Genomic DNA, 12,634 nt, shown 5'->3' on the forward strand with positions numbered 1-12,634 from the left:
TCCGTTAGTACAATTTGTAAATAATTGATAATGATTATCAGTATCGATATGTACTTAATATAATGCTAAAACTTTTAGAATGTCAATGGGAAATTGATATTTTTTCAGTATAAAGTTTTTAAAAATATTTTTAAAAATGAAAAGACTTATTCATTAATTACTCTTTACTAATATCAATATTTTTAAAAACAACTATTGTAAAACTGTGTGAATAATATTATTCTTTGACAAAGTTAATGGAATGATAATCATTGTGAGATGAACCAAAGAGGGTCTGAACCCATTTTTAACAAATTGTGATATAATGAGTGAATAGTCATTCATTTTACGAATATCATGAATTAAGAGGTGAAAGAACATGAATCGGATAGGTCCCCTTGTCATAGTAGAAGGTCCAAGTATGAGTAAGGTTCCTTTTTCGCGAAGTATATTTATAGATACGGAAAGTAGGGTCTTAATTGATTCGGGTGCAGATCCCGAGGCATTAAAGGAAATCAATCAACAATTTGGAATTGATTTAATTATTAATACTCACTATCATCCAGACCATACTCAACATAACTATCTCTTTCCAAAAGCCGAGAAGTGGATTAACCCCATTGAATATGAAACATCTAGAACGATTGAAGGCATTGCAAAAGCAAACGGCATTCATCAGGAATGGGGAGATGCTGGAGTTGAAATGTGGCGTAAAAACCTTCCCGTAGAATGGGTTGAGAACCTTGATCAAATCTCAGGTACGTATGATTATGAAACAGAATATAACTTTAGCGGTGTAAAAGCGATTTTCTTGCACACCCCTGGACATACAAGTGGTCTAGTCTCACCTTACTTTCCGGAGCTAGGTACCGTTTATGTAAGCGATTATGATATGACTTCATTTGGACCATGGTATAACGGAACAGATGGAGATATTGAGGATTTTATAAAATCAGGAAATCGCCTGATGGAATTAGATGCTAACACATTCATTACAGGTCATCAAAAAGGGATTTTTACAAAAGAAGAATTTAAACAAGAAATGGTAAAGTTTTTAGAAGTCATTAATAAGAGAGATGAATTAGTCAATCAATACGTACGTCAAGGACTTACATTCGAAGAACTAACTGAGATCGGCATCTTTTATCCGAAAAACACTTTGACGGTTCCTATTTTTAAAACATGGGAACGGTCCGGTATTAGAAAGCACTTAGCTAGACTAGGGCTTACCGTATCTAAAACGGATGGTGCATTAATTTCAGCTAAATAAGAAAGAGACGAACTGATTTTTCTAGTTCGTCTCTTTCAATTTAATCAGTTCTTATTTTTTCTACAAGATCCTCTAACGAACCAAAGCATTTGATAACCTCAGGCAAATGATAAAAGGTACTAGTTGTTTCGAAATGGTTCACTTCCTCATCAGGGGAGTACAGATAAACTTTTTTACCATGACCAAGTGCAATCCCTAGTTCAATATGACTTCCTTTTCCAGCAGGTAATAAGATAACAAGAAAATCCGATTCAATAACCGCATTTTTCTCTAGTAGACCAATTTCTTGAAGTTGAGAAAACGTAGAAGCTCGCTCATTTTTAGTCCAGTCATAGGTATGTGAATAACCTTTTACCTTAAGCTTATCAGCAACATAGCGAACATCTGCTTTTTTAATGAAACTTGATGCAATGTAGAATTTCATCATCTTCCTCCGTATGGGTAAATACTAATTTTTATGAGTGATTAGACAATAATTAGCTTAATAGTTAAATGTAACATAAATCAACTGCCAACAATTAAATGTTCAGTTTATGATACAAGGAATAAACTATAAAAATGAAAATTTTGTAGCAAAATGCTTTTATATAATTTTTATATTGACAGTTTTGAGATTAATGGATTAATATAATGTTAACGCTAACACGATTCTTTGACAATTTAAAATGTTAACGCTAACAATAATGTTAGATGAATTATATTTTTTTACTAAAAAATGTTAACGTTAACACACCGAAAAATATATTTTTTTATATTAAATGTTAGCGCTAACATTTCTGAAAAGGGTGGTGTTCTTGGAAAAAACTCCAAATCTTAATGAAGTAGCTAAGTTGGCTGGGGTTTCGATTATGACTGTTTCTAGGGTCATAAATAATAGTGGAAAAGTATCTGAGAAGACAAAGCAAAAGGTATTGGACGCTATTAAAGAAATTGATTATCAGCCAAACATGATTGCGAGAAGCTTAGCTCGAAAAAAGACTAATATTTTGGGTCTAGTCATTTACAGCGAGGAAGGGGTTCACCCAACTTTCTACAATGAAATTATGAATGGAGTACAAAGTGGAGCCTCTGAGTTAGGATATGATTTACTCATTTTTGCTCAAAATGACGAGCAATCATACAGGAACCGAATTATTCGCTCTAGTCTAGTTGATGGTGTTATCTTTATGGGAATTCACGTAAATGAAGATGATATTAGATCTGTTCACGAAAAAGGTTTCCCTTATGTTTTTGTCGGAAAGAGAGAAGTTAAGGGAATTGAACCGTACTATATCTCACCAAATTATATCGAAGGTACAAAAGTTGCGACAAACTACCTAATAGAACAGGGACACCAAAAAATAGGTTTCATTGGACAATCAAAAAAAATAGCTCCCGATTACGATAAGTTTCTTGGATATAAGCAGGGATTAAAAGAGCACGGAATTACTTATAATGAAAAGCTTGTATCGGAACAGAGCCAATCGCAAGCAGATGGTTACAATGCAATGAAAGAAATGTTAAAACATAAACCAACTGCTGTTATGCTAAATAATACTTATACGACTCTTGGTGCTATTACTGCAATTAAGGAAGAAGGTCTAGTAATCCCTGATGATATTTCCGTGATAGGTTTTGATGACAACCAAGAACTAAACCAACAATTTAATGATTTTATTGGATTAGATCTTACGTCTTTACAAATACCTAAACTAGAGTTAGGGAAACAAGCAGCAAAGCTAACGATTTCATTAGTAGAAGGCAATGAACATCCAAAAGCTAATTATTTAGATCTAGTGTTTTTACAAAAAAACTCATGTCAGAAATTATAAAAACGGTCAACCAACAGGAGGATACACATGAATAAGTTTAAAATGTCATTATTTCTAGTATTTGTCTTACTTAGTGCTGTAATTGTAAGCGCTTGCTCAAATGGTGAAGAGACAACTAAAAGTGGAGATGAGGAAGTAGAACTTCGCTTTATTGTTAATAACGATATCCCAGAATTAGTTGAACAAGTGGAACAATTCGAAGCGGAAAACGAAAACATTAAAGTAAATATCGAAACGATTCCTCTAGATCAATTCTTTGAGAAAGTTGAAACGATGATTGCTGGGAATCGTGCACCTGACTTATTATACACACCTGTTCTTGCAACAAAACGTTATGCAAATCTTGATTTATTGTTAGATCTTGCTCCAAATTTATCTGAAGATGAGAAGAAAGACTTCCTTCCATCAACAATGGTATCTGTACAGAATGGTGAAAAAATCTATGGCTTACCACACTTTACAGATGAAATTTCATTATTCTATAACAAAGATTTATTTGAAAAAGCTGGTGTAGAGGTTCCTCCATCTCTTGATAATACTTGGAACTGGGAAGAGTTTCTAAATGCTGCTGAAAAAGTGAAAGAAGCTAATGGATTAAAATATGGTGTAAGTACTGGAAATGACGTTTCACAATTCTTACCATTCTTATATCAAAACAATGGTTCAGTTTTAAATCAAGACCAAACTGCTGCTGGAATTAACACACCTGCATCTATTGAAGCAATTGAGTGGTTTAAAACATGGTTTGATCGTGGTCTTGCTTCAAAAGAGGCATTCATAGGTTCAGAGAAAGCGGATGAATTATTTAAACAAGGTAAATTACCAATGATTATCACATTCTCTGGCTTAATTAACACATTTAATAATGACATTAAAGATTTTGAATTTGGTGCAACTTACTTACCAAAACAAGAAGTTACAGCTACAAAGCTTGGTGGATCTAATATCGTAGCATTTAAGAATACTAAACACTCAGAAGCAGTTGTTAAGCTAATGAAATACTTAACAAGCACGGAAAAAATGTCTGAGTTTTCAGCTGCTAGAGGGGTTATTCCTACAAGAGCAAGTGCTCAAGAAGCTGTTGATTATGGTTCAATCGCTGAAGACATGAAAATCATCATTGATGAAGTAAATAACGTACCAACTTTTGCAGTTGCAGACTTCTCTATTCCTGAGTATTTAGGTTATAAAGCGGTGTTAACAAGTGAATTACAATCAGTAATCCTTGGTGAAAAGTCACCAGAGGAAGCAGCAAAAGAAATGGAAAGACAAATTAATACATCTGTCCTGAAAAAATAATAAAAATAAAGGGAGAGGGTTCTAAGCATGATCTCCTCTCCTTTCTTATACCTTAGGAGTGAATTTTATGGACGCGGTCAAATCTATTAAACTTCAAGATAAGTCCGAAAAAACCATAGCAAGAAAAATTAAATGGAAAAAAAGATTAATTCCCTTTGGTTTCTTATCCCCGGTTCTTGTCATCTTTTCTCTATTCATGTTTATCCCAGTGGTGTTTGCTTTATATATGAGCTTTCATCAATGGGGAATGATTGGAAATCCAGAGTTTGTTGGCATAGAAAACTATGTTCGATTATTACAAGATCCTTTATTTTGGATTTCTGTTAAAAATACAATCATTTTCTCCTTGTCGGTTCCTTTTAAAGTAGGAATTGCCCTCTTTATTGCTGTACTACTAAACCAAAAAATAAAAGGGCTAGCATTTTTCAGAGCCGCATTTTTCTTTCCTGTCGTCCTATCGATGGTTGTTGTCGGATTGATTTGGCAATGGATGTTTAGTCCAAGCTATGGATTTGTAAACTTTATGTTAGAAAAACTAGGCTTACCTTTACAAAGTATGTTAATTGATTCAAAGCAAGCCATGATTGTGCTTATTATCGTTAGTATTTGGAAAGGCTTAGGAAGTAATCTTTTATTATTCTTAGCAGGTCTTCAGTCCATTCCTAGAAGTGTTTATGAGGCTGCTGAGATTGATGGGGCAAATAGCTGGCAGAAGTTTTGGCATATAACGGTACCACTATTAAAGCCAACAACATTGTTCGTGTTGATTATTACATTAATCGGATCGTTTAAAATTTTTGATTTAGCTTACGTTATTACTGGTGGAGGGCCAGGTACTAGTACAATGGTTCTTGTTCATTATATTTATCAAGAAGCCTTCCAGCGCTTTAACATGGGCTATGCATCTGCAGCAGCATATGTGTTTTTCATCATATTATTTATACTGACATTAATTCAAATGCGTATGTTCAAATCGGACGCTTCGTAACAGGGGGAACAATTATGAAAAAGAAATCAGCGTTTCTCACACGTGCTACTCTATACACATTTTTAACACTAGGTTCGATTGGAATGCTTCTTCCATTTGCTTGGATGTTCTTTAGTGCAATCAAACCAAATAGTGAGATATTCACTAGTCCTCCAACGTTACTACCATCAAATCCTAATTGGGGAAATTTTATTGATGCTTGGACGTCGGGTGACTATACACAATACTTTATTAATACAGCTGTAATTTCTGTTTTAACTACGATCATTACACTATTTATCTGCTCATTAGCTGGATATACATTTGCGAAATATGAGTTTTTTGGCAAGAAGACATTATTCTTATTTTTCTTAGGAACAATGATGATCCCAATGCAAGTTATTATGATTCCAATTTTCTTAATGATGGCGAAGTTAGGGTTATTGAACTCCTATTGGTCAGTAATACTTCCTTTAGCTGCAAATGCCTATGGAGTCTTTCTCATGAGACAGTTTATGAGTACAATCCCAACTGAATTAATGGAAGCAGCTAGAATTGACGGCTGTTCTGATTTTCGAATCTTTTGGCAAATTGTTCTTCCATTAACAAAACCAGCGCTAGTTACTTTAGGAATTTTAACTTTCCTAGGTGCATGGAACGAATTTTTATGGCCACTTATTATGTTAGATTCACCAGATATGATGACCTTACAAGTAGCTCTAACACAATTCCAAGGTCAATATGAAGTGAAGTGGAATCTATTAATGGCAGCATCTGCTCTATCTATGATTCCAATCGCTTTAATCTTTATTGTTTTCCAACGATTCTTAGTAGAAGGAATCGCAACATCAGGAGTAAAAGGCTAGGGGGAGAAATACGTGGAAACTTATACACAAGTAAAGGAAATTGAAATAACAAAGCATGCGGATGTTATTGTCGCAGGTGGAGGTCCAGCTGGGGTTGCGGCTGCTATAGCTGCTGCAAGAAATGGTGCCGATACTATCCTATTAGAAAAGAACGGCTTTCTTGGTGGAATGGGAACTGCTGCTCTAGTAAATCCTTTTATGAGTTTTTCAGCAGGGAGAACTCAGCTTGTAAAAGGGATCTTCCAAGAAATGATTGACCGTTTAAAAGAAGCAGGTGCTTTTGGAGGAACAGGTCATGCGTGGTCCTTCGATGTAGAGATATATAAATATGTTTTAAATGAAATGGTTCTTGAAAGCGGGGTACGACTACAATTTCACTCTTATGTCGTTGACGCTGTTACAGAGGGAAAAACACTAAAGGGTGTTATCATTGAAAGTAAGTCAGGACGACAAATGTTAAAAGCAAAATCTTTTATTGACTGTTCAGGTGATGGAGACTTGGCTGCTCGTGCAGGAGCAGAGTTTAAAGTTGGTCGTGAAAAAGATGGCCAAGTGCAACCTGCATCTGTCATGTTTAAAATGGCTGGTGTGACAATTAAGAAGAAAGCTATGGAGTATGCAGTAGCTGATAAACGTTTACCACAAGGAAGAGTTTTATTTTTTGGAATGCCTCGTCCAGGCGAAGTAATGGTAAACATGACTCGTATTGTGAATGTAAATGCTCTTGATGTTGATGATTTAACAAGAGCTGAAATAGAAGGAAGAAGACAAGTAAAAGAAGTAGTAGAATACTTACAGGAAAATGTAGAAGGTTTTGAGAATGCTTATTTAGTTACTACAGGACCACAAATTGGAATTCGTGAGTCTCGTAGAATTATAGGTGAATATGTTTTACAAACAGAAGATGTTTTGGAATGTAAGAAATTTGAAGATGGAATTGCTTCTTGTATGTATATGATTGATATCCATAATCCTACTGGAGTAGGGACAGAAAAAGTTGTTCTTCCTAAAGGGCAGTGGTATGACATTCCATATCGATCACTACTACCAAAAGATTTTGATAATTTGCTAGTTGCAGGAAGATGTATATCAGCAACTCATGAGGCTCATTCATCTTTAAGAATTCAACCTACTTGTTATGCATTAGGTCAAGCGGCTGGTACGGCTGCGGCGATGGCTGTAAAAGAGGGGATTGTTCCGAAGAAATTAGATGCTCAATCCTTAAGAAACAATTTAGAAAAACAAGGTTGTTTTATTCAATCGACTGTTGAAGCATAATAGATAAATTTTATAGTAACATTTGTGAACGATAAAAGAGGTGTGCGGTTTGAACAAAGCATGGTGGAAGGAAGCTGTTGTGTACCAAGTATATTGGCGCAGCTTCTTTGACTCCAATGGAGATGGAGTAGGAGATTTAGATGGTCTGATTATGAAATTAGACTATATTAAAGATTTAGGTGTGGATGTTATTTGGTTAAATCCAATGTTTCAATCACCAGACAAAGATAATGGCTATGATATATCCGATTATTATCAAGTCATGGAAAAAGCAGGCGATATGAAAGTTGTTGAACGATTAATTAATGAAGTTCACCAACGTGGGATGAAGCTGATTATGGATTTAGTAGTTAATCATACATCCAATCAACATCCGTGGTTTATAGAGTCTAAATCTTCAAAGGATAATCCAAAAAGAGATTGGTATATTTGGAAGGATGGAGTAGATGGGAAAGAACCAAATAATTGGCGTTCTTATTTCCATCCTACTCCATGGGAATATGATCAAACTACTAATCAATATTATTTTCATTCATTCGCTGTTGAGCAACCAGATTTAAATTGGAAGAATCCAGAAGTTAGACATGAAATTTATCAAATGATGAGGTTTTGGCTAAATAAAGGAATAGACGGATTTAGAATGGATGTCATTAATTTACTAGCCAAATTAGAAGGTTTTCCTGATACAGAAACTCCTTATAATCTTTCTTATTTAGGTAATAATCCAGGAATTCATGAGTATCTTCAAGAAATGAACCGTGAAGTTCTTTCGGCTTACGACATATTAACGGTAGGTGAAATACCATTTGTAACACCAGAGGACGGATTATTATATGTTGGCGAAAATAGAAATGAACTGAACACCCTTTTCCATTTTGAAGTAGCGGATGACATGAAAACCTGGGATATGATTACTTTTAAGCAAATCCAAAAAAGATGGTATGAAGGACTAAATGGCCAAGGTTGGAACTCCCAATTTTTAAATAATCACGACCATACACGCCAAGTCACGAGATATGGAAATGACCATATATACCGTGTACAATCTGCAAAATTGTTGGCAACTATGATACATACATTACCTGGAACTCCTTATATCTACCAAGGAGAAGAAATTGGTATGACAGGTGTAAAATTTAACCATATAGAAGACTATAATGATATTGCAATGAAGAATAAATACCTAGAGGAAGTAGCAAAAGGAAAAGATTCAACACAGGTATTAAAGGATCTTCAGCTTTTAAGTAGAGATAATTCACGTACGCCTATGCAATGGGATAATAGCGAAAACGCTGGCTTTTCTGTGGGGAAACCTTGGATTAAGGTAAATCCGAATTATGTTGATATTAATGTAGAGGCAGATTTAAATAGCCATGACTCTATTTTTAAATATTATAAAAAGTTAATTGCTCTGCGTAAGGAACATGACGTGATGGTGTATGGAGATTATGAAGATTTACTAGAGCATGATGATAAGCTATATGTTTATAGTCGTACTTTAAATGATATAACATGGATTATCATGTTAAATCATAGTGATGATGAAGTGGAACTGAGACTAAATGACATGTATGCTCAAAAAGAAAATACTTTAATTATTACTAATTATGCGGACGTTAATGAAGAAGAATCTTTAGTGCAGATTAGACTTCGTCCGCATGAAGCGAGAATTTATCAAATATAAAAAACTTGTTAGCCAACTACTTTGTTAGTTGGTTTTTTCTTTAGTAAAAGAGAAAAAGAGCATAAATGATTTTTTATGCTCCATTAAAAATTAAAGTTTCTCAACATTCACTCGCCCGGAGAAAAAAGTAGCGCCTCCACCCATATCAGAGATTCTGTCAGGAGTTAGAGAGTTGACTAATTGCTTTGTACCAGGAGTGTCTGCCCACAGACCAAGTGACACAACCACTCCTGGTAGAACTTGATCTCCAACAACGGCTTTAAGTTCACAATCACCTCGGTTGTTCCATACTCGAACTACTTCACCGTCTGCAATTCCTTTTTTTAATGCATCCTCTTGATTTATAAATAATTTGGGTTCTTTTTCCAAATAAACATGTTTTTCATTATTAGAAAACGTAGAATTTAAATAATTATGATTAGGTGCAGGGACAAACAAATATGGATATTCACTATCTTTTTCTATTGGGTTATAAATAGGTAAAGGTGAATGACCATGTTTTTTCATTCGCTCGGAGTACAGTTCAATTTTCCCGCTAGGAGTCTTCAATTTATTTTCTAATAATGGTTTTATATCAGCTTTAATAAAATTTTCCTTCATTAATCGTTCGTAAGTAATGTTTTTTAAACTTGGATTATTCGAAAAATCAAGAGCTTGAGCAATCATATCTTCCTCTGAATCATCAAACACTGATTCTTCAAATCCCATTCCCTTGGCTAATAATCGGAAAACATCAACATTTGATTTTGATTCCCCGTATGGTTCGATTACTTGCTGTTGAATTTGTATGAAATGATGCCAGTAAGATGTATAAAAATCTGTATTCTCAAATGAAGAGGTTGCTGGTAAGATAATATCCGCATATTTCGCTGTATCCGTTAAAAATAAATCATGTACAACGGTAAAAAGGTCTTCTCTTACCAAACCTTGCCTTACCTTATTTCCTTCTGGAGTAACAACGGCTGGATTACATCCGTGAACATATAAAGATTTAATAGAAGGCTCCAAATCTAGTAAAGCCTGACCTAATACATTCATATTAATCACGCGTGTTTGTTTATTTTCTAGTAAATCAGGTCTTTGTAAAGCATTTGTATTAAAAGCTAAATATCCTGAATTTCCCTTAATGGCCCCGCCACCTTTAACTTTCCATTGTCCGGTTAAAGCAGGTAAGCACGAAATGGTTCGTATGCACATCCCACCGTTGTCATGATGCTGAATACCATTCCCAATTCGAATAAAAGAAGGGGAGGTCTTACCATACATCCGTGCAAGTTTATAAATATCATCAACTGGTACACCAGTAATCTCTGAAACGGATACAGGGTCATACGTTTTCACATGCTCTTTTAATTCATCATATCCAATCGTATGCTCTTTCAAGAATGCGTCATCCACTAATTTCTCAGCAAATAATATATGCATTAATCCAAGTGCAAGAGCGGCATCCGTCCCAGGTAAAATGGGAATAAACCAATCAGCTAATCTACCCGTTTGGTTTTTGTGAACATCAATCACCACGATTTCAGCTCCATTTTTTCGTGCTTTTTGAGCAAGAGCAACCTGATGCATATTGGTACTTACTGCATTAATACCCCAGAAAATAATTAATTTAGAATGAATGGTGTCTTCTGGGTCCATTCCAAAACTACCGCCCATCGTGTATTGATAACCAACAGAACCAGCCGCTTGACAGATGGTTTGGTCAAGTAGAGAAGCACCCATTCGATAGAAAAAGCGACGATCCATTCCTTCTGCATTCAACCGCCCCATATTTCCGTAAAAACTATAGGGAAGAATACTTTCTGGGCCATCATTTTTAATGAGCATCTTCCATTGATTTGTTATCGTTTCAATAGCCTCATCCCAACTTATTTGCTCGAACTTTCCTTCTCCTTTTTTTCCAACTCTTTTAAGAGGATACTTTAATCGTTTTTCATCATATATACGTTCTGTCATATGTCTGACTTTGTTACAAATATGACCTTGTGTTACGGGATGTTCAGGATCCCCCGAAATCTTTACTATCTTACCGTTTTCTTTATGAAGAAGTAACCCACATTGGTCTGGACAATCTAGAGAACATACGGAAGGAAATACCCCATTTGGTTGATTAATATATGTAGACATAGCTGACCCCTCGTTTTTTGATATATACCTATCTTAAAAGAGTTTGAATAGTATAGCAATTAGGTTTATTAGATTGTTCATGTCTGAAGATAATAAAAAAAATTTTATGAGGTCACAAACCATATTCTTCAATCGTTTTGTTATTAGAAAGAAAAATAAACGAATGGAGAGAGATATTTTATGACTAATAAAATACAAACCTTTGTTATTGTAGGTGGAGGATATGCCGGTATTAACCTTCTGAAAAAATTAAGAAAAGTGTTTAATAATGAATTATCTAATGGAGATATTCGGGTTGTACTAGTAGACAAAAATGTCTACCATTTTAAGAAGGTAAAGTTGTTTAAAGGAATTGTGGAGGAGGAAGTTTCGAACTTACAAATACCTTTAACAAATTATGGTGATCAATCTATCGAGTTTTTACAAGGGGAAGTATTTACAATCCAACCTGAAAAACAACAGCTTCTTATACGAACTAACTCTGATGAAATCATTCAACTGGATTATGATAAATTGATCCTAGCTACGGGAAGTGTAGGGTGTAAAGTAGATCCACAAAAGGGTGGTATCGTATTAAATAACATGAGAGAAGCCAAACGAATTCGCACGGAAATATTGAATCAGTTATCATCGTCGAGAACAGTAAAAATTGCTATTGCAGGAGCGGGTATTACTGGAATTGAAACAGCAGCGGAAATTAGCACTTGGTTGAATAAAGAGATGAGAATTAAAGGAGTTCAAAACAAAACTATCGAAGTTATATTAATCAACAGTAAACATAAATTATTGAGTGAAGTACCAAATCAAGTTAGTACTAAACTTGAAAAGAGATTAAATAAACTAGGTGTTAAGGTTTTGCATAATCAGAGAGTAGATTCCTATTTAGATAGCAAATTAATTTTATCAGACGAAACACTTCTAGAAGTAGACATGTGTATTTGGACGGTTGGTTTAGAACCTCATCCTTGCCTTAAGAACTTTGGACTTCCTTTAACAGAAGAAGGGAAATTGAAGGTAGATTCCTGGTACCGTGTTCAAGAGGTTGAAAATATTTATTCAATTGGGGATTGTGTTCATGTAGTTGACCCTTCAAGTGGACTTTATGCTGAAATGAGCTGTAAAGAAGCTATAGCTCAGGCCCAACGACTTGCTAAGGTTATTAAAGCAGAAATAGAAGGGACTGAGTCTAACCCTCATCAAAACTATCCCTCTCTTCTTTGTATTGGTCTTGGTCCAGAGGACGGGTTGGTATGGGCGAAGAAATGGGGAATAGACTTTATTTTAACAGGAAAAGTTGCTGAAAGAGTTAGAGAGTATACATGGGAATATGCTAGCTTGTCTCAATAATGA

Annotated in this window: 10 protein-coding genes; 8 read left to right on the forward strand and 2 right to left on the reverse strand. The window is 34.9% G+C overall.

What is annotated here, in order from left to right; translation table 11 throughout:
* The first annotated feature begins 358 nt into the window (after nt 1-358).
* Entirely contained in the window at nt 359-1,249 is an 891-nt protein-coding gene (locus SM124_RS06825; RefSeq protein ID WP_322445753.1) for an MBL fold metallo-hydrolase, read from the forward strand.
* A 40-nt stretch (nt 1,250-1,289) separates the two neighbouring features.
* On the opposite strand, the gene SM124_RS06830 is transcribed toward SM124_RS06825, so the two are convergent.
* Nucleotides 1,290-1,676: a group-specific protein gene (locus SM124_RS06830; protein WP_322445754.1), complete on the reverse strand. Its 387-nt coding sequence runs from the start codon at nt 1,674-1,676 to the stop codon at nt 1,290-1,292.
* A 367-nt stretch (nt 1,677-2,043) separates the two neighbouring features.
* Between SM124_RS06830 and SM124_RS06835 the strand changes: the two genes are divergently transcribed.
* The 6 genes from SM124_RS06835 (at nt 2,044) to SM124_RS06860 (ending at nt 9,154) form a co-directional block, all read left to right on the forward strand.
* Complete coding sequence (locus SM124_RS06835; RefSeq protein WP_322445755.1) at nt 2,044-3,060, forward strand: LacI family DNA-binding transcriptional regulator; 1,017 nt, start codon at nt 2,044-2,046, stop codon at nt 3,058-3,060.
* 27 nt (nt 3,061-3,087) lie between these two features.
* Nucleotides 3,088-4,359 (forward strand): ABC transporter substrate-binding protein, encoded by a 1,272-nt coding sequence (locus tag SM124_RS06840; RefSeq protein ID WP_322445756.1) that lies wholly within the window; start codon nt 3,088-3,090, stop codon nt 4,357-4,359.
* Nucleotides 4,360-4,426: 67 nt separating this feature from the next.
* A complete protein-coding gene (locus SM124_RS06845) occupies nt 4,427-5,347 on the forward strand; it encodes a carbohydrate ABC transporter permease (RefSeq protein WP_322445757.1) in 921 nt (306 codons plus the stop codon).
* A gap of 14 nt (nt 5,348-5,361) precedes the next feature.
* On the forward strand, nt 5,362-6,192 hold the full coding sequence (locus SM124_RS06850; RefSeq protein ID WP_322445758.1) for a carbohydrate ABC transporter permease: 831 nt from the start codon (nt 5,362-5,364) through the stop codon (nt 6,190-6,192).
* Nucleotides 6,193-6,204: 12 nt separating this feature from the next.
* Nucleotides 6,205-7,470 (forward strand): FAD-dependent oxidoreductase, encoded by a 1,266-nt coding sequence (locus tag SM124_RS06855; protein WP_322445759.1) that lies wholly within the window; start codon nt 6,205-6,207, stop codon nt 7,468-7,470.
* Nucleotides 7,471-7,519: 49 nt separating this feature from the next.
* Nucleotides 7,520-9,154 (forward strand): glycoside hydrolase family 13 protein, encoded by a 1,635-nt coding sequence (locus tag SM124_RS06860; protein ID WP_322445760.1) that lies wholly within the window; start codon nt 7,520-7,522, stop codon nt 9,152-9,154.
* A 90-nt stretch (nt 9,155-9,244) separates the two neighbouring features.
* Here SM124_RS06860 and SM124_RS06865 read toward each other — a convergent pair whose 3' ends face one another.
* A complete protein-coding gene (locus tag SM124_RS06865; RefSeq protein WP_322445761.1) occupies nt 9,245-11,284 on the reverse strand; it encodes a molybdopterin oxidoreductase family protein in 2,040 nt (679 codons plus the stop codon).
* Between the two features lie 180 nt (nt 11,285-11,464).
* On the opposite strand from SM124_RS06865, the gene SM124_RS06870 reads away from it, so the two are divergent.
* A complete protein-coding gene (locus SM124_RS06870; protein WP_322445762.1) occupies nt 11,465-12,631 on the forward strand; it encodes an NAD(P)/FAD-dependent oxidoreductase in 1,167 nt (388 codons plus the stop codon).
* Nucleotides 12,632-12,634 lie beyond the last annotated feature (3 nt).

The organism is Robertmurraya mangrovi (assembly GCF_034427655.1).
Classification (GTDB): Bacteria; Bacillota; Bacilli; order Bacillales; family Cytobacillaceae; genus Robertmurraya_A; species Robertmurraya_A mangrovi.

Excerpts from the sequence above, each read along its gene's own strand:
- SM124_RS06825 (WP_322445753.1), top strand. The coding sequence starts at position 359 with ATGAATCGGATAGGTCCCCTTGTCATAGTAGAAGGTCCAAGTATGAGT.
- SM124_RS06870 (WP_322445762.1), top strand. The coding sequence starts at position 11,465 with ATGACTAATAAAATACAAACCTTTGTTATTGTAGGTGGAGGATATGCC.
- SM124_RS06850 (WP_322445758.1), top strand. The coding sequence starts at position 5,362 with ATGAAAAAGAAATCAGCGTTTCTCACACGTGCTACTCTATACACATTT.
- SM124_RS06830 (WP_322445754.1), bottom strand. The coding sequence starts at position 1,676 with ATGATGAAATTCTACATTGCATCAAGTTTCATTAAAAAAGCAGATGTT.
- SM124_RS06840 (WP_322445756.1), top strand. The coding sequence starts at position 3,088 with ATGAATAAGTTTAAAATGTCATTATTTCTAGTATTTGTCTTACTTAGT.
- SM124_RS06845 (WP_322445757.1), top strand. The coding sequence starts at position 4,427 with ATGGACGCGGTCAAATCTATTAAACTTCAAGATAAGTCCGAAAAAACC.
- SM124_RS06865 (WP_322445761.1), bottom strand. The coding sequence starts at position 11,284 with ATGTCTACATATATTAATCAACCAAATGGGGTATTTCCTTCCGTATGT.